Source organism: Bacteroidia bacterium (assembly GCA_023228875.1).
Taxonomy (GTDB): Bacteria; Bacteroidota; Bacteroidia; order NS11-12g; family UBA955; genus JALOAG01.
Genome location: JALOAG010000012.1, coordinates 1 through 18593, shown reverse-complemented (window position 1 = coordinate 18593; position 18593 = coordinate 1). Strand labels below are relative to the sequence as shown.

Genomic DNA, 18593 nt, shown 5'->3' with positions numbered 1-18593 from the left:
TGATTAAAAATAATCTGTTTTTTTTGAATTCTGCCAAACATTATTATTGTTTTTATATTTAATCTTATAATACAAGAAGAATACAAAGTTCTGAAATAAATATGCTAGTAATTCATATGTTTTTCTTTTTACATATTTTGATATGGCTACCACTTTAGAAATTAATACTATTCTATGTTTCAGTAAGTCTATGTAATTAATTCTAATAAATATTTCTCGATTCTTTCTGCTTGAACTTTATAGTTAAATGTGTCATAAACAAGTCGTTTTCCATTCTTAGCAACACTTAAGGCTTTATCATAATTATTTAATACAAATCTTATCTTTGCAGCAAATGCCTTATTATCATCAGGATTAACGAGGAATGCATTTTCATTATCTTTTAAATATAGTGGTATATCACCAACTTTTGTCACTATCGTTGGTATGCCTGTTGATAAATATTCTCCTAGTTTAGTCGGGAACCCACCTGTTGATTGTAAACTACTTGGACGAGCTAAAGCTAAAACTTTAGCATTACATAGTAGAGGTGGAATCTCATCTCTTGGTACCATTCCATAAAAAATAACGTTTTTGCATTTTATTTTTTGGACATGAATTTTAAGATTAACAAGTTCGTTAGGATTTTTACTGTCACCAATCAATAAAAGTCGTAAAGTTGGAAAATCATCTGCTAAATAGCTGAATGAAGTAATTAAATTTTGAACCCCATCTTTATTTCCTCCGATATCTCCACAATATGCAATATATTCTCCTAAATTATTTTTTGATTCAATATTAAACCTATTAGGTTCAACAGTCATTGGAATTACAATTGTTTTACTATTTTCTTTAATTTTATTTTTGAAATATTCCTCAAGTTTGTATGTCATTATTATCAATCCATCAAATAATTTATAGGTTGTATTCACATAAAAACTGGAGTAGAGTTTACCCAAATTAGATTTTTTATACAAAACGAAAGGAAACTCGCTTTTCTCTTGTATGAATATTATTTTTTGTATTCTACAAATAAAATATAATGGATAAATTAAGAGCAAACTGTTTGAAACCAAAATTATAACTTGTGTCTTATTATTTGATGATAAAAGCAGTGCAATGATTCTGAACAGCGACTCAAATAATGACAACTTATTCCTAATATAAGAATTCGTTTTTCTTCTTAAGGCTCTATATTTTATATTATTAATACTGTGTATTTCAAGGTCTTTACCAAAATAGGTAGAGTAAACAATTACATTATTACCTAGCTCAACCAAACCTCTTGAATAGGAGAGTATCCTGTTAACAGAGGCGGCTCCTGAAGGGAATGGCATTGTATTAACAATTGCTATCTCTAAATGTTTGTTCATAAATAATTAATAATTGCTAATTTATTTTTTTCTTATTCTTATATCTGTTCAAGATTATTTAAAATGTATTATTCTTCAATCTCCCAAGATACCAATTCAAATCTCTTCTAATTTCTCTCCCTTGGGGATATGCATTAAGCAATTTGCTACACATTAATTATAAACTATAAATAAGTTTCCATATTTTTCAATACCTTGCACAACATGAGGATAGTGGCCATAAAACACATAGGGCTAAATTGATGATAATTTTTCTACTAATTCTATATAATCGTTAATAACATAACCAGCACAAAGATTCAATTTACTAAAAAGCCCAAAGCTTTGTCTTCAATTATTCTCTTTTCGATAAATTTAAAATCTAAAACACTGAGTCACTTTAATGTGATATTAGTAGATTTCGTTGAGGATAACAGTAATCATTAAGCGATATATTATTTCCTTATAATTCAATTTTTAGTTCTTTGCATTCAACTCCAAAATATTTAATCCCATTTTCTAACAAAGTCCTTTTTGTAAATTCAAATGATTCATATCCAAAATCAAACATATGATTGTTTGCAAAATATACGGCATTAATACCTAAAATTTTTTATAAATCAATATTCTCTGGACTCGTTTTTTTATTTGCAGATTTGCTAACATATCTTATAGTACTTTCGTTAGTGAAGGGTATTTCAAAAAATTAAAACTACAAAAACAAATAATTTTAGAACTTCTGTTACTTTCTATAGAATCTTTTAAGGTTTACTGCTTAAAGAGAATTTGCCGAATAGTGCTATATCACTCAATAATGCTATTTTAACAACCTTATTCACCCCAAATCACTCTCTTAACATAATTCACATAGCTCAATATGATTCGCACCACCTTATCACTCACATTGGGCATACTGTAATCAACAACTTGTCGAAAATTGCGTTCAGCGCCTATCTTCTGATATTGTAACTGTACCAACCCTTGTTGAATTCGTTCAGAGCACAGCCCCACCATCATGACCGAGGCTTCTTCCATAGCTTCGGGACGTTCATGAGCTTCGCGAATGTTCAGTGCACGAAAGTTTAGGATAGAGCTTTCTTCACTTATGGTTCCGCTGTCGGAAAGAACTGCGAAAGAGTTTACCTGCAATGCATTATAATCTGTAAAGCCGAGTGGCTTTAAGAATTGAACCAGCGAGTTTACCGTCACTTCTTTTTCTTCCAGCATCTTCCGAGTACGTGGGTGTGTACTTACAATCACAGGATAACCATATTTTTTTGCAATAACATTTAATGTTTCAATCAACCCTGTGAAGTTCTTTGGGTTGTTGATGTTTTCTTCTCTGTGTGAGGATACTACAAAGTACTCGCCCTTTTTAAGATTAAACCTATCCAGTACATCAGATTTCTCAATGACCGGCAGGTACTTTGTCAGCACCTCAAACATGGGGCTTCCGGTCTTAATAATTCTGTCGGCCGATATGCCTTCACGTAACAGGTATTCACGTGCAATGCTGCTGTAGGTAAGATTAATATCGGCAATATGGTCCACAATCTTTCTGTTGCTTTCTTCCGGCACCCGCTGGTCAAAACAGCGGTTGCCCGCCTCCATGTGGAAAATGGGAATGTGGCGTTTCTTGGCGGCAATAGCACAAAGACAGGAATTGGTATCACCCAGAACCAAGAAAGCATCCGGCTGCACCTGTTCCAGCACCGGATCAATTTTAATAAGAATCTGTCCTGCAGTTTCTGTGGCATTCTTACCTGCTGCTTCTAAAAAGAAATCGGGCTTACGAAGCCCTAAATCTTCAAAGAATATTTCGTTTAACTCGTAGTCGTAATTTTGACCGGTATGTACCAACGTATGGTCAATCGCTTCCGATACATCCAGCTTCTGCAACACACAAGCAAGTCGAATAATCTCTGGCCTTGTACCCACTACAGTCATTATTTTTAATTTCTTCATATTTCTACTTTTTCAAAATACGTATCTGGATTATTGGGGTCAAACGATTCATTAGCCCACATTATGGTAACCATGTCTGTATTGCCCAGGTTCTCTATGTTGTGGGTATATCCAACAGGTATATCTACAACCTCTAGTTTGTCACCGGATACAAAATATTCTTGTATCTCTCTTTCATCTATAACCTTTCTAAACCTGATAACACCTTTGCCGCTTACCACCAAAAATTTCTCGTTCTTGGTATGATGCCAATGCTCTCCTTTGGTAATCCCCGGTTTAGAGATATTCACAGAAACCTGGCCTCGCTCCGGACTTTTCAAAAACTCTGTAAATGAACCGCGCTGATCTTTATGCATGGTAAGAGGATAAGAGAATGAATCTGTTGGCAGGTAGCTAAGATACGTTGAATAGAGTTTTTTAACTAAAGGCTCTGCCAAATCGGGTACGTACAAATTCTCACGGCTCTCTTTAAAAGAGTAGAGCAATTCCACTATTTGTCCTAGTTCAACCTGATACTCTACAGGTACTTTACAGTACTTTCCGTCGCGGTTAGGAGTACCAATAAGCGCATTCAATAACTCGTTCACCACATCGTCTATATAAACAAGGTTCATTACCACTTTTGGGTCATTTACCTGAATAGGCAAACCATTTGCAATATTGTAGCAAAAAGTAGCCACTGCGCTGTTATAGTTAGGGCGACACCATTTCCCAAATACATTTGGAAAGCGGTAAACAAATACTGAAGCACCCGTACGCTTAGAATAATCAAATAGCAAATCCTCACCAGCCCTCTTTGAAATGCCGTAAGGATTATCTAGTGCCGCTTGGATAGACGAAGAAATCATCACAGGACAACGGTTCCCGACCTGTTCCAAAGCATCCAGCAGCGTGGAGGTAAAGCCAAAATTCCCCTCCATAAACTCTCCAACCTCTTTGGGCCTATTAACGCCCGCCAGATGAAAAACAAAATCTGCTTTAGTACAGTAATCAGCCAGTAACGTAGGATCTGTTTCAATATCAAAGGGAAGAATTTCCAATGGGCTTTTTACAGCATGCACCATAGTTTTCCCCTGTGAAATATTCAGCAATTCAGCTTGCAAATTTCTCCCAATAAACCCATAGGCACCCGTTATCAATACCTTCATAAAATATTATCTTTTATCTGTTACATCCTGTCGCACCATATCCAATTGCAACAACAACTGCTTCATCTCCTCTTTGCTTAGTCGATGTGTATTGTGAGAATGATAATCTTCCACTTGTGTCATGTCTTGCTGCCCTTCTACGAAGAATTTATCGTAGTTCAAATCACGTGCATCGGCCGGTATCCTGAAATAGTTACTCATATCTTCCGATCGGAACATCTCTTCACGGGTAACCAGTGTTTCATACAACTTTTCACCATGACGTGTCCCAATTACCTTTATTTCAGTATCAACACTATACAGTTCTTTAAGCGATTCTGCCAGTACATCTAACGTGGCAGCTGGAGCCTTTTGCACAAACAAATCACCCTGGTTACCATGCTCAAATGCATATAGCACAAGGTCCACTGCATCCTCCAGTGTCATCATAAAACGTGTCATGTTGGGATCTGTAATCGTAATCGGATTACCCGCTTTAATCTGTTCAATCCACAAGGGTATCACCGACCCTCTGCTGGCCATCACATTGCCATAGCGCGTCACACAAATTTTTGTTGCGCCATTGTTACCTAATGAACGAGCCTTAGCAACCGCCACCTTCTCCATCATCGCCTTGCTTATCCCCATCGCATTGATCGGATATGCCGCCTTATCGGTACTCAGCACCACCACATTTTTAACCCCATGTTCACTTGCCGAATCCAACACATTCTCCGTTCCAATCACATTGGTGCGCACAGCCTGCATTGGGAAAAATTCACACGAAGGCACCTGCTTAAGCGCTGCCGCATGAAACACACAATCTGTCCCACGCATAACAGTATCCACAGAGCGCTTATCTCGCACATCCCCAATGTAGAACTTAACTTTAGGGTTTTGAATCACATGACGCATATCATCCTGTTTTTTTTCATCGCGACTGAAAATACGAATCTCTTTAATATCAGTACCTAAAAATCGATTTAGCACTGCATTGCCGAAGGAGCCAGTACCCCCAGTAATTAATAACGTTTTATTTGTAAAAAGTGACATATCTTAAATCAAACATAATTTAGAAAAAACAAGTAGTCTTATATATTATTAAAACAATTGTTGAAAATATCTTCAATTTGTTTTCTTGTCAATCTTTCATTTTCTGTGTATAATAAACGTTCATGTTCAATTATATCATCTAAATTTTCCCATCTTGTTTTCAGCATCTTAGCAGGAACACCACCAATTATTGAATAAGGAAGACAACTTTTATTAACTAATGCACCTGCAGCTACTACTGAACCTCTTCCAATTACGACTCCTTTTAATATTGTTACATTACATCCAACCCAAACATCATCTTCAATAATTACATCTTCATCATTTTCAGGAAGCTTTTCATCTGCTTTGATTTGTATCATATATTTACCTTTTATATCGGTTCTATGATTGCCACCGCGAATTGTAACATTAGGGCCAAACATTACATAATTACCAATATATATATTTGCAATTGAAGCAATAAATGAAGCTCTATCTCCAATAGTTACATTGTCACCACAATATATATTAGATAAGATAAAATCACATTTATGTCCCACGCTTACATTTTTGCCACATTTAGCAAAACTGTTTTTCTGGTAAAATGCTCTTATTGAATGCATCTTGTCATATATGAAACTAAGTAGCCTTAAAGCTTTCAGTAACAAATATTTCATTTTTCGCAGAATTAATAATTAAATAACCAAGATTTTATTATACCAAACATCCAGAATTCTATCATTATTATATCTAAAATTAGAAATATTGGTCTTTATTAAACAATACAATTCTTTATCTGTAATCATTATCTCAACTTTATCTGCAATTGTTTCTATTGGAGAAACTATCCCATTCACATTATCATCGATAAATTCATATACTGACCCAAAATCAGCTACTACAATAGGAGTACCTAATATTTTAGCTTCGTTTATTACATTAGGACATGCTTCAGATAAAGATGTTGAGACTAATAAGTGAGATTCTCTTATATATGGATATGGATTCGTTTTTTCGCCCAATAATATTAACTCCTTCTCAACATTATTTATTTTGATATTATTAATAAGTAATTGTTTCTCAATTGTTTCACCTCCTCCTAGAATATACCATCGGAACGAAAGCCCTCTTTTTTTTAATTTTGATACTATTTCTGGTATTAAGGAGAATCTTTTTACCGGATCTATACGACCCAATGAAACAATTTTAAAACCATTAAAAAAGAACCTGGGATCAAGCTCTTTTGTCTCCTCTGATTTTTTAATAATACTATTATATGATATCAGATTATGCAAAGCGATAGTTTTATTTCGAGTTTCTGGAAGGAGATTTACAAATACTGCTTTTGTATACTCACTTACACATACAATTTTATCTATTTTTGAATAAAGTATATGCTGTGGTTTGATTCCAGAAATACGTAACATATTACTATAATCACATCGAACCCATGCTACCTTCCTAATACTTTTAAAGTAACTCACAAATCTTGTCACTTGCCCTTCTTGGAACCCTATCACTAAATTGTAATTGAATTTTTCTAATTTATTAACTAGAATTTTAAATATTATAGGTGAAACATCAATTCCGATTTTTTCTAATCCTTTCTTAATTGACTTAACTGATTTATAGATAGACCGCTTTAATGAAACTTTAATAGTAGGTTTTATCTTTTCATCATTTAAACTAGGACCCAAAACGTTAGTATACTTAGCTATATATTCTCTGTTTGGGCCAGAATTAGTAATAGCAAAAACGTCAATCTTATATTTTGAAATATCTAACTGTGACACCAAATTTTTTAATGAAGTAATTGTCCCTCCATTGGAAAAAGATGGTATAACTATTAATACTTTCATATGCATTTAGTAGAAAAAGGTTATTGATAATAGGTTGGTTATTACGTTGCTAAAGAATCACTGTAGTACGTTAAAAACAATACCAATACTATTATCAACCTGCAAAAGTTTAATTCTTCCATGAACATTGTTAAATACACCCCTACGGTTATTTGTGTGCTATCAGATTATGTACTGCAACTTTCATCCTCTCGATCTAATTCTATTTAGAAGGATTGGTTATAAATATTGGTTCATTTTTATTTGCAATCAGATATGGCAAAATCATATAGTTCATAAACGAAAAAGGACTACAATACCATCTAAAAAACTGTGATGCCATAAAAGATAATCCTAAATATAAAATCATTATTACTTTTTTATTCTTATCCCAGTTGCCTGTAAATATCTCATTTGTGACATAATACCATAATAAAAGATATATAAATAGACCAAATAATCCAAAGCTACCTAACATATCCATCCAGTCGTTATGAGCAGCTAGATCTACTAGCCTTGAAGAGGAATTGTAACCTAAACCAAAAAATAAGGTGCTAAAACTATCACTATAATACCATGTATTAAAGTGTGTATCAATTATCCTATCTCTTCCTGATAAATCACCACTAAAGGCGAGCTTCATCCTATATTGTAAAAATTCATTTTCCTCATAAACTTTAATTCCAACATACGTTACCCCAATTAATACAAATAGACCAATAAAGAAAGTATGAATTTTATATTTAAATTTTGATACAAAAAAGGTTTGATAGATAAATATTAATATAGCAAATATACCGGCAACTATTGCAGCACGCTTATTACTTTGAACCATAAAAAACCAGATAAGCAACAATGATGCTACAGACAACAATTTGTTCTTGAAAAAGAATGCAAAAGGCAATAGCCCAATAAATATATATATAGCGTTACTTACAACATCTTCTCTATTCCGTTCAATCTGTAAAGTGGTAAGCGAGTCTATAAATTGCATAATAAATAGAGGTAACGCTATAGCAAAGAACAGGAGCAATATTTTTTTTGTGAGAATCTTCTTCTTCGCAAAGTAATAGAAAGCATAAAATGGCAGGAAATTCAATAAAACTGTCTTATAAATATTAAAGTCACTTATATTGTTAAAATCCCCAGTAAAAATAAAGAATAGCGTGTTAACCAGTAAAAAAACGGTCCATATTTTCACAGTATTAGTTATATATCTTCTATTCAAGAATACTTTTATAAAATAAACAGCCGAGCCCCCTAAAATAATAACCAAAAGTAATCTACTATATATAGCTCCTACACCAAAGATTACACTTTGGGCAAAATAAAGAGCAGTAAAAATCATTAGCAAGTAGCAGACTAATTTATCGATTTTACAAGTCATTATTTTAATGTTTTTAATATGCTGAAAAAGGAATACTCTTAAACTAATCCTTTTAGTTTTCTATGCACTCTTCTACCAACTTCCCAGAAATTCAGACTTAGTGATAGACCATCAGTAGCAATAATAATTTCCTCTTTAAAAAAAACAAAACTAAAATGATGACCACCTAAAGAATAAAATTCGTCGTTATTTGGAATAATAGTTTTTAAATATTTTTCTGAGTAATTATTTTTTGTCAAAAATAAAATTTCATTAATCTTCAATCCTTCTGCATAATAGTTCTCACAAATCTGTGTTGGCCTATATAATTTACCCTCATACTCAAAAACCGATCCACCACAGCGTCCGTTATTATTTCCAATTGCAATAGGTGATTTAGGGTGCAGCTCATATTTCCCATCAATCTTTTCCGAACAAAATAGCATTAACTTATACTTGTTATCCTCACACAAAGTTGTAAATAAGAAATATATATTATCCTTAAATATAATAGAGCTATCAACATACTTCTTATTTGATAATATAGTTTTATATAATGTCCATTGAGTAAAATCATTATTAGGTTTATACAATCTAACAGATTTATCACTACCAGTTTCTGGCATCATATAAACACAATCATTAAATTTAAACACATTTGGATATGAAAGATGGAAACTCTCTTTCAGTACTGTGATTGGAAATGACCAATTAACTAAATCTGTAGTCCACCTCATCTTTATAACACCTTTTCCTCCTAAACTAACCTGTTCTTCATAAAACAGATAAAGTCTATCATCATCCACAAACAGAAAAGGATCTGCAATAGTAACAACAGGCTTATATTTAAATATCAAGTTAGAAGAAGACAATTCAAATATTGATTTTGATTTTTCAAGATTGAAAATATCTTGACTTGCAATATTAACTCTTGAATTAAATTGAGTATGAAATAATTTGTTAAATTTCATTGTATTATCATTTTACATATGCCTTCATCTTCGTAAGTAAATAATTGACTATCAGCACCTAAATTAGTTGTTTTACGTTGAAGAGTTAGGGAGAATGTCAAGTCTATTATAAAACCGTCTCTCGGTTTCTAATATCTTTTTGAACGGATACTTCTAACAATAGACACCAATGATGATAAGAATATATTATTACTATATTCCCATGATGAATTATAATTAATAACTTCGCCACCCGAATATAACTTAAACGAGGCTACACCATCACTGTGTCCTATCCCTATTCTTCCAAAGTCAAAATAATTAACTCCCAAAGATTTTAAGAACTCAAATATTGACTCCATCATAAAATAGGTAGTACCTCTATTTTCTATAGCTTTATTAGAATTAGCTGCATAAACGTCATAACTGTGCTCCCTATGCACGTATACAATTCTACCAGCTAGTGGTAAATCGTCGATATAAACAAAAAACAGATAATAGTTTTCATCAAGAAGCATGTTGGAAATATTTTCTTCATTTATATAAGATCCGAGCCCCTTACGTTCTGATAATTCATTACACATTTTTACAAAAACTACAATATCATCCTGTGTAGGGTTTGTGATATACTTGAAGTCCAGATTGTTTTTTTTTGCAACTTCCACATTTCTTCGCCAATTCCTGCTTCTTATATTTTCTTTATTAAAATCCATTACTATCGAAAGTGGGCTATCAAAAAAAGCTATTGGTCTTATAAAGCCTGCTAATCTTATTCCCATTTCAAAATCTATCGAGTATTTATTGTTATTAACTATGGTTATAATATCGTGCTGTTCTGATTCTTCAATTATATGTTTATAAAACTTACTATAGATCTTATGAGTAACTTGTTTACTAAACGATTCACCAGTTATTTTCAATATTGATAAAAATTTGAACTTCCTATTAATAACAGCCCAAACACAAAGATTGGGCTCATTAATGTTATCAACAAAATAGACTATTTCTCTATTACCATATAAATCATGATAACCTAAAGCTTGATCATATGAAATGAAATCCATTTTAGATTGGATTTCAAAAAATTTTTCTTTATCAACAATCATATGTTATTTTTCTTACAAATTCTTTACCAAAAAGACTTATTAACTCAATAGTGTCAACTATTTTAAACGTTCCATTTTCAAAAGCTTTAATAGATGGTGTATTATCAATTCTGACTATTCCTATCGCCTTATCTCTACCTTTTCCATATACGACCTTTACTCTCATCAAGATAGAATATTTTTGCAATCCTCTTCCTCTATACTTTATACTACAATAGTCCTCTTGGAGTAATCCAACGTTTTCATAACTTTTTAAAGAAGTTTTGTTAGTGATTTCAACCTTATCAAGGCAGACCCACGAGGAATAAACCAATTTATTATCAATAATAACACCGTAAGCTTTTCGATTGCTATCCTTAAACCACTTTTTGTATTTATTTAATTTCTTTTTTGTATAAAAACTTTTCTCCCCTTTTAAAAAATCCTCATAAGAAAGCTCCATTATTTGATATGGGAAAGAATTGAATAAAAGAGAAATTCTGCTGTTGATTGCATCTATATCGATTTCGGTTTGCATTACGTACAATTTCATGCTCCGTATTCCAAGCCTGCTTAGAATGGATTTAATCTTTTTTTTTAAATACATTTTTGAGTATATATATGTGTTTTTTTAAAACCATATTAGCCACTACATCAATTCTAGAGTATTGCCAATAAATTATTTTGATGTCAAGCTTTTTCTTTAGCGTTGATAAAAGTCTTAAAAAAACTTCATAATTATTTTTCAAATAATTAATTTGCTTTAAAGAAAAATTAAAATCAAATACTTTTACCTTTATTCTTGATGATACTTTATTCTCAACTCTATGTCAGAATACTCGAGGATTTCTATTCAATTTTTCTCATTGTAAAAAAATTGTTTTAATAATTGATGTCAATTCAGCAAAATTGTTGTTACGTAATATTTTGGAAATAATAAAATATGACACAAGCATAACCAAAGCCTGTATTAGAAATACTAAAATAGTATTTATATCACTAATAACATTTCCTGTTACAACAACAACCCCTATACACAGTAATGACGCTAATATAGTTTTATATAAATCAATAATTAACTCATAAAAGTTGTATTTCAGGTAATGCATACCTAAATAAATGTATAAAACACATCCTATAAAATTTGAGATTGCAAAAACTATAGCTAATGTTACAACTCCTTTATTGATAAATGAGAAAATAAGCACAATTCGTATTACTTGTTTAATTAGTGTAGCGTTTAACATAGCTTTAGTTTTGCCTTTTAACAAAATTACATTTGCACATATCTCTTGTAAAGGAAATAATAATACGCCGAAGGCCGCTATTTTTAAATATATTCCTGCTTCTTTCCACTGTGAACCAAAAAAAGTGATTATCATATTATTTGAAGTAGCGATTGTAAAAAACATTAGGGGTAGAAACGCAAACATCACAACACTAACTATCTGTCTATATGCATCTTTCAATCTACTTTCTTCATTTTTAATTTTCGAAAGTATCGGATATGTTACTTTCCTTATTATTGAATTAAATGGTGAAACTATATATCCATCCATTTTTTTACCTTGAGAATAATATCCTAAATCATTCTTGGTATATACTTTACCAATTACAAGGCTTATTAAATCAGTTGAAATCGCGTCGATAACCCCTTGGAACATTAAAAAAATCCCAAAGCTCAAATATCTTTTTATTGATGAGAAACTAAATTTTTTTATTGGTCGCCATTTAGAGCTATACCAAAGTAAAACGCTTCTAAAGAAAGGCAATAACGCACTGTTTGCCACTAATGCCCAAATACCGAAACCTGTGAATGCCATTATAATGGAGACTATTGCAGCTAAAAAGCTTCCTAAAACAGCACATTTGTTTAATACCTTAAAATCAAGATCCCTATTTAAGGTGGCATTTTGAATTATGGAGAATGAATTAAAGATTATCACGAGAAAGATAACCCTTGATAGTATGGTCAATTCAGGGGCATTATAAAATAAACCTATCTTGGGAGCCAAAAAGTAAAGTATTCCATAAATAAAAAAAGATAATAGTATATTGAAATAAAATACAGACGACAGATCTGTTTGGCTGGGGTTATCATCTCTGATGATTGCCTGCGAAAAACCACTATCAACAATTACGTTAGAAATCGTTAAGAAAACATTTAATAAAGCAATTAAAGCAAAATCGTAAGGAATTAGGATTCTCGAAAGAATCATTGTCACTAGTAAGCTTACAAAACCATTTCCTAATGTTCCTGCTGAAGTCCAAATAAAACCAGAAAGAGTTTTCTTTTTTAATCCCATTATTTAACCTATTAAGCTCTTTCCTAAACTTGTTTTAAGAAAAAGATTTGATAGTCCGATTGATGCAATTAAAGCTATAACTAATCCTACTATTGGTAACCAATATGTTCCAAACATCATTGGTAAGAAAGTCTCATAATACAAATATTTTAAAACAAATTGGTGAAACAAATAAATTCCGAAACTAAACATATTTAGTTTTAAAACCCACTGGGGAGTAGAGTATTGTTTTACCTCGATTAAATAATTAATTAAAACGTAAAATAGAAGTAAACCTGTTGTAGCAAGTATAATCCTAATAAAATTTAGTACTGACCAGTTTGCTGCCTTATTAATAATACTAGTTGCTTCAATACTATATATATGCTCTCTAAGTAAAGTTGAAACAATAAATATTAAAACAAAACTAAGTGTTCCAACAATTAAGCCTTTTTTATTTGCTAATTTATTTATGATTTTCTGTTTATTGTTAATTACATAAAACCCTAAGTAAAAAAACAATAAGTAGAACATAGCGGAATTTAAACGTAATGGCAGTGGTATAAAAGAGCATATGGAAATACAAAACAAAAATATCAATTTGATTTCTTCTTTTATATTAATTTTAAAAATGAAAAAAGAGAAAACAAAACACCAAAAAAGCATTGGTAAAAACCACATATGCCCCAATCCCATTAAAATATCATATGCATAACTTACTATATTAAAGGGCTTTGTATAAATCAGTAAAGAATAAAGTATACTAAAAACAATACTTGGTATTATTAATCTATTAAATTTATTTTTAACCAATCTTTTAAAAGTAAATTTCCTTCTCAAATTATATATTTGATGAGCAAACAAATATCCAGATAAAAAAACAAACATCTCAAGAGCAAAGCTGTTAGATAATCTTGCAATCCAAAAATAAACTCTAACATTACTTATACCTTCTGGTAGTATCCACCCCCCCCCATACATAGTAAATGCATGAAGCACAACGATTAAAAGAGTAGCAATAGGTCTTATTAGAACTACCTCACCCAGATATTTATTTTCTTTAATTAAAAGTTCGCTCATTTAGCTATACTGTCCTACAATTCTCATCCACCACTTCATTGGCAAAAAATCCTTTACGTCATTTATCATTCGATTTTCGTTGGTGATTATCTTAATATTCAGCTCTTCGCTGTTATTATGAGCTACAGTAAAGATTACCACGTCAAATTCTCCTCTGAAAAGCTTGTTATGCAATTTTCTATCGTATTCATGTTCCGCAATAGCGTGTTTTGCTCAAGAGACGAGAATCGTTAAGTTTGCTTTATACTCTTTAGTGTACGAACAATACTGATAGTTTTGTGTTGCGCACATAGGAGGTATCCTCTTATAACGTAAAACCTAGCACCAATACTTTGGTGTCTAATACTTAGACACCTTTCCTTAGCTGAATTTTCATTAGTTAATTGGCCACGTACTCACCTATTCTGTCGTTTACACGACACCAGTAGGATAATCTCTGGTTATAACCCGTCCTTTGTGCTTCTTGGGCCAGATCTTAGTAATCTACACCTAATACAATATTTCCTCACTAACCTTGTCTTAAAAGATGAAAAATTCCACTTAATAATTTATCGATTCTTTTCTTCTTTATCAATTATCTTTCCTCACCTTTACCTTTACCCAAGCATCTTTCAGTATCGGCCATCCCAACACCCTCCCTACTCCTACAAACAATCCCAGAAAAGTATAAATTAAAAGTATTCCTGCGCGAGAAGGCTTGGATTTTTCAACAGGAACAATTACCGGTTCTATAACCGTAAGGATGGGGGTTGTTTCTGTAACGGCTATTTTAGCCTGTTCTTTTTGTTTGGCCAACTCGGTATAAACACTCAGCAACAAGGTGTATTCAGATTGTAACTTTTCTTCTCGAGTTCGGGCAACAGCCGAGGTTAGGTTTATGTTGGCATCGCGAAAGCGAGCTAACTCTTCCTGCTTGGCCTCAAAATTAGCCTTAGCTTCCTGATAACTGCCTTCTACAAATTCCAAGTTGGCTTGTACTTTTTGTAATTTAAAGTCGGTCAAATATTTTTGCAATAAATGTTGGGCTTTGGTGGTAATTTGTGCAGCCAAGTATGGGTCACTCATGGTGGTGTACATTTGAACATATCCTTCTTTTTGATATAAGCTAAGTGAGAAGGTTCTGTACAACTGTTCCAGCACTTTATATTCTTTATAGGTCAACCTGGACAAATGCAAATCACTTTCAGCAGATTTAAATTTTCCATCCGATTCTCCTTTAATGGCTGCCAAAATGGTTCCAGGTAAGCCTAAGGTATATTTTTTAATGGTTCTCAATAAACTGAATTTCCTATACTGCGGGTCGGTTACATAGTTGTAATACGTAATGGGCTCTTTCAAGTCTTCAAACACATACAAACTATGAATCAACTCTTTCTGAAACTCTACGTTTTTAATAATATTGGGATATACAGTAGGTGAAAGCACTTCTCCTGGACCAATATCCCCCAAACTAATGCCTGCCATAGCAGCCAATCCACCCAAACTACCGCTTGCACGTCTTTCTCCCATTTGTGGTACTAACGTACAACTGGCGGTATATTGACTTGGCGTGAACAGTGCTACAAATAGCCCCAATACCATAGAGGCACCAGTAATAATGAAAATCAATTTGCGTTTAATCCAGAGTTTTTGAAATAACTCCATCAAGTCAATAGTATCTTCTTTTTCCATCATCTAACATTACGTTAATCTATCCGGCTAAGGTTTAATAAAATAATTATAGTCAAAGAGGCTACCGATAATATGGAAGAAGTAGCTGTTGCTATATCACTCCATACACCACTATAATGACGTTCCCTTCTTAAAGGTACTACAATTTCACAACCCGGCTCTACTTTGGATCCTTGTCCTTTTTCAATCGTATTGTTCATATACACCACATACACCTTGGTGCGTTTAGCCCGGTCGGCATACCCTCCGGCATTGTTGATATAGTCCCTGATGGTCATACCCTCTTTATAGGCTACCACATTGGGATAAAGCACCCCACCTGTGATTCTCACCACGTTGTTCATTTCCGGAACCTGGAGTACGTCACCGGATCTAAGGACCAAATCTCCGTTTCTACCCGGTTTGTCCAGGATTTTTTGCAGGTCAATCCCTACGTAATACTGACCTGTGGCCATATCTATTCTATCTATCACAATAGAATCCCTGCCTGAATGCATACTCAGGCGTAATGTATGTTCTGCCATAGTACGCTCCCGCTCGTCCATCCGGCGCAACAAGGTAGCTCCTTTTAGATAAGCACCGGGAGTAACACCTCCTGCACGCTGTATATAAGAAGAAATACGTTCGTTGCGGGCTTCCTTGGTGTACGTACCGGGGAAGACCACTTCTCCCTGTATGGTAATGTTTTCTTGTACTTCGTATCCGGGAGAGCGCCGTACCGTTACAATATCAAAGGGCTCCAGGACAAAGTCTTTGTCTCCATGTATCACCAGGCCGTTTTCCAGGGTAAAGGTATACAATTCACTGCGCGTAGCTGTTGCTTCTTGGGCAAACGGATCCCGCGGACGACGGGCCACATCTACCTTCACCAACGATGCCGATTCCAACAATCCCCCGGCGTTCACAATCAAGTCTTCTATACTGATGTTTTCCGTATAATCATATTCACCGGGCACTCTTACTTCACCCCTTAGCGTAACCGTATATTCTTGACGTAAGGAATTTTCTGACATAATAAACAGACGGTCGTTCCGTTGGAGTGGGTAGTCAGGAAGATCTCCTGCCAACATTTTCTGCAGGTCCAAAGATTCGATGGTCAGTGTTAAATCGGGGTTTTCCCTCCTTAAGATGGTTCTACCTAAAAAGGCATCTTCCGTAGGGCCTTCTGCCATCTGTACTAAGTCCAACACCGTTTGTACCCGTTCGTCCAAAGCATAATATCCGGGGCGGAAAACAGCCCCTGCAACTTCTACCCTGTTTTCATACCTGTCCAAAATGGTACCCACTTGAATGTTGTCCCCGTCTTGCAGAGCAAAACCGGCGTAATACTCCGCTTCTACCGTAAACACCCTCCGCTGTGTATCGCCGTACCGTGTAAGCTGTACGTTCTTCTTGTACGCCTGACTGGTAAAGCCTCCGGCATACGCTATGACCTTATCCAGGCGTTCGTCTTCCAACAATTCATACACCATGGGGCGTTTGACTTGTCCGTCAATACGTATGTGTTTACTGTACGGCTCTACTTTTATCAAGTCATTCTCTTTCAAGATGATATCGCCGCTGCTGTCCCCGTGCAGCAAGTAGTCGTACACGTCTATTTGACTGTATATTTGTCCGTTGCGATACAATTTTACCGTACGCAAACTGCCAATATCGTTGATGCCCCCAGCAGCGTACAGGCCATGGAAAACCGATGCAAACGAACTCATGGTATACGTACCCGGTAACACCACTTCTCCCATAATGTTAACCTTAATGCTGCGTATGTTGCCTACCGATGTTTTGATAAAGGTCTGCGGTTTAGACGCTCTTAAATCTGAATAAATGCGGCTGAAGGCAACTTTGATTTTAGCGGCGGCTTCTTTTACTTCCAGTCCCGTCAGGTAAATGGGTCCCACGTTGGGTACATTGATGGTGCCGTCGGGAGTAATGGTCTGACGCACGCTTAGTTCACTGTTGCCCCATATGTCTATGATGATTTCGTCACCGGCACCCAGTTGGTAATTTTCCGGTGTGGGCATATTCAAGGACGGTTGGAACGTAAGGTTGCGGGAAGAGAACAAGTCTTTTCCAAATACCACACCCGGGCGGCGGGACGTTGTTTCTTGAATGACAATCACCTCGTCCGGTCCGTCGTACGAAGCATCCCGTGTACGGCTGTCCGTACTTAAGGTAGTACCTGTTTCTGTCGCATGACCTACTTCATATTGTTCCCGTATGCGTTCTGCCTGTTCACGGGTGACGCCTTTGGCAGCCAGCTCTGTAAGAATCTGTTGCTGAGAAGCTCCCGTAGCCTGCATACGGCGTACCTCATTGATGACCTGTTGGTCTGTCAATTGTCCGTACGCAACGGCTGCTGTGCAAAGCAGCAAGACGGTTGTAGTTAATAGGGTTTTAAATATGTTCATGATTCATGATTTTTTCAATGTTCACCACTTACCTATAGCTTTCAAAAGTAAGACAATTTCTTTAAATATTTTTTCTACAGATTCCAGGGCCTTAGGTACGCTGTTCATACGCGTAACGCGCGCCCGGATAATCCGTGACAGTTCTGTGATTTCTTCTGTGAGGGCTTCCTGGTCTTTGATCAACTGCTTTTGTTTTTTCGCAATCAACAGTCGCTCCAAATCCCGTAAAGCCACAGCCGACAATTCCAACGTGTCCCGTTCTTCAGGGGGCAGGTCTTGTTCCAGCCGTTGCCTGTCTATATCATACAACGCTTGACGGATGTCTTCCAGCGTTTGTTCCGGTATGTCTTGTTTCATCCTCATGGTGTTTCAACTTTCAATAGGTTGAGCAATGTCTGCACTTCCAATGCGATGGTATTTAATTCTATCAATTCCTGATTGGAATGCGTGGC

General features: G+C 34.6%; 16 protein-coding genes. All 16 read right to left on the bottom strand.

Going from position 1 to position 18593, the window contains the following annotated elements; translation table 11 throughout:
* Positions 1 to 188: 188 nt before the first annotated feature.
* The gene (locus tag M0R38_10465) at positions 189 to 1352 is read right to left on the bottom strand and encodes a glycosyltransferase family 4 protein (protein ID MCK9482167.1); all 1164 of its coding nucleotides are present in this window, start codon (positions 1350 to 1352) and stop codon (positions 189 to 191) included.
* An 810-nt stretch (positions 1353 to 2162) separates the two neighbouring features.
* Positions 2163 to 3296, bottom strand: a complete 1134-nt coding sequence (wecB, locus tag M0R38_10460; protein MCK9482166.1) for a UDP-N-acetylglucosamine 2-epimerase (non-hydrolyzing) — start codon at positions 3294 to 3296, stop codon at positions 2163 to 2165.
* On the bottom strand, positions 3293 to 4444 hold the full coding sequence (locus M0R38_10455; protein ID MCK9482165.1) for a capsular polysaccharide biosynthesis protein CapF: 1152 nt from the start codon (positions 4442 to 4444) through the stop codon (positions 3293 to 3295). The genes wecB and M0R38_10455 overlap by 4 nt, the downstream gene beginning before the upstream one ends.
* A 6-nt stretch (positions 4445 to 4450) precedes the next feature.
* Positions 4451 to 5476: a polysaccharide biosynthesis protein gene (locus M0R38_10450; protein ID MCK9482164.1), complete on the bottom strand. Its 1026-nt coding sequence runs from the start codon at positions 5474 to 5476 to the stop codon at positions 4451 to 4453.
* A gap of 38 nt (positions 5477 to 5514) precedes the next feature.
* Positions 5515 to 6135, bottom strand: a complete 621-nt coding sequence (locus M0R38_10445; GenBank protein MCK9482163.1) for an acyltransferase — start codon at positions 6133 to 6135, stop codon at positions 5515 to 5517.
* An 18-nt stretch (positions 6136 to 6153) separates the two neighbouring features.
* Positions 6154 to 7317, bottom strand: a complete 1164-nt coding sequence (locus M0R38_10440; GenBank protein ID MCK9482162.1) for a glycosyltransferase — start codon at positions 7315 to 7317, stop codon at positions 6154 to 6156.
* Positions 7318 to 7519: 202 nt separating this feature from the next.
* Entirely contained in the window at positions 7520 to 8683 is a 1164-nt protein-coding gene (locus M0R38_10435; protein ID MCK9482161.1) for a hypothetical protein, read from the bottom strand.
* A gap of 38 nt (positions 8684 to 8721) precedes the next feature.
* Positions 8722 to 9633: a glycosyl transferase gene (locus M0R38_10430; GenBank protein MCK9482160.1), complete on the bottom strand. Its 912-nt coding sequence runs from the start codon at positions 9631 to 9633 to the stop codon at positions 8722 to 8724.
* Between the two features lie 128 nt (positions 9634 to 9761).
* Complete coding sequence (locus M0R38_10425) at positions 9762 to 10718, bottom strand: GNAT family N-acetyltransferase (protein ID MCK9482159.1); 957 nt, start codon at positions 10716 to 10718, stop codon at positions 9762 to 9764.
* On the bottom strand, positions 10708 to 11250 hold the full coding sequence (locus tag M0R38_10420) for a hypothetical protein (protein ID MCK9482158.1): 543 nt from the start codon (positions 11248 to 11250) through the stop codon (positions 10708 to 10710). The genes M0R38_10425 and M0R38_10420 overlap by 11 nt, the downstream gene beginning before the upstream one ends.
* A gap of 310 nt (positions 11251 to 11560) precedes the next feature.
* Positions 11561 to 13003 (bottom strand): lipopolysaccharide biosynthesis protein, encoded by a 1443-nt coding sequence (locus M0R38_10415; protein MCK9482157.1) that lies wholly within the window; start codon positions 13001 to 13003, stop codon positions 11561 to 11563.
* A 3-nt stretch (positions 13004 to 13006) separates the two neighbouring features.
* A complete protein-coding gene (locus M0R38_10410; GenBank protein MCK9482156.1) occupies positions 13007 to 14062 on the bottom strand; it encodes an acyltransferase in 1056 nt (351 codons plus the stop codon).
* Positions 14063 to 14236, bottom strand: coding sequence for a hypothetical protein (locus M0R38_10405; protein ID MCK9482155.1), 174 nt, complete (start codon positions 14234 to 14236; stop codon positions 14063 to 14065).
* Between the two features lie 396 nt (positions 14237 to 14632).
* A complete protein-coding gene (locus M0R38_10400; GenBank protein ID MCK9482154.1) occupies positions 14633 to 15736 on the bottom strand; it encodes a Wzz/FepE/Etk N-terminal domain-containing protein in 1104 nt (367 codons plus the stop codon).
* Positions 15737 to 15747: 11 nt separating this feature from the next.
* Positions 15748 to 18141: an SLBB domain-containing protein gene (locus tag M0R38_10395; protein MCK9482153.1), complete on the bottom strand. Its 2394-nt coding sequence runs from the start codon at positions 18139 to 18141 to the stop codon at positions 15748 to 15750.
* A 21-nt stretch (positions 18142 to 18162) separates the two neighbouring features.
* Positions 18163 to 18498 carry a hypothetical protein gene (locus tag M0R38_10390; GenBank protein ID MCK9482152.1) on the bottom strand — a complete coding sequence of 112 codons (336 nt, stop codon included), beginning with the start codon at positions 18496 to 18498 and terminating at the stop codon, positions 18163 to 18165.
* Positions 18499 to 18593: the final 95 nt, after the last annotated feature.

Bases quoted from the DNA above. Each gene is read 5' to 3' on its own strand.
- M0R38_10390 (MCK9482152.1), bottom strand. From the start codon at position 18,498: ATGAAACAAGACATACCGGAACAAACGCTGGAAGACATCCGTCAAGCG.
- M0R38_10395 (MCK9482153.1), bottom strand. From the start codon at position 18,141: ATGAACATATTTAAAACCCTATTAACTACAACCGTCTTGCTGCTTTGC.
- M0R38_10430 (MCK9482160.1), bottom strand. From the start codon at position 9,633: ATGAAATTTAACAAATTATTTCATACTCAATTTAATTCAAGAGTTAAT.
- M0R38_10455 (MCK9482165.1), bottom strand. From the start codon at position 4,444: ATGAAGGTATTGATAACGGGTGCCTATGGGTTTATTGGGAGAAATTTG.
- M0R38_10450 (MCK9482164.1), bottom strand. From the start codon at position 5,476: ATGTCACTTTTTACAAATAAAACGTTATTAATTACTGGGGGTACTGGC.
- M0R38_10400 (MCK9482154.1), bottom strand. From the start codon at position 15,736: ATGATGGAAAAAGAAGATACTATTGACTTGATGGAGTTATTTCAAAAA.
- M0R38_10415 (MCK9482157.1), bottom strand. From the start codon at position 13,003: ATGGGATTAAAAAAGAAAACTCTTTCTGGTTTTATTTGGACTTCAGCA.
- M0R38_10410 (MCK9482156.1), bottom strand. From the start codon at position 14,062: ATGAGCGAACTTTTAATTAAAGAAAATAAATATCTGGGTGAGGTAGTT.
- M0R38_10435 (MCK9482161.1), bottom strand. From the start codon at position 8,683: ATGACTTGTAAAATCGATAAATTAGTCTGCTACTTGCTAATGATTTTT.
- M0R38_10425 (MCK9482159.1), bottom strand. From the start codon at position 10,718: ATGATTGTTGATAAAGAAAAATTTTTTGAAATCCAATCTAAAATGGAT.
- M0R38_10445 (MCK9482163.1), bottom strand. From the start codon at position 6,135: ATGAAATATTTGTTACTGAAAGCTTTAAGGCTACTTAGTTTCATATAT.
- wecB (MCK9482166.1), bottom strand. From the start codon at position 3,296: ATGAAGAAATTAAAAATAATGACTGTAGTGGGTACAAGGCCAGAGATT.
- M0R38_10420 (MCK9482158.1), bottom strand. From the start codon at position 11,250: ATGAAATTGTACGTAATGCAAACCGAAATCGATATAGATGCAATCAAC.
- M0R38_10440 (MCK9482162.1), bottom strand. From the start codon at position 7,317: ATGAAAGTATTAATAGTTATACCATCTTTTTCCAATGGAGGGACAATT.
- M0R38_10465 (MCK9482167.1), bottom strand. From the start codon at position 1,352: ATGAACAAACATTTAGAGATAGCAATTGTTAATACAATGCCATTCCCT.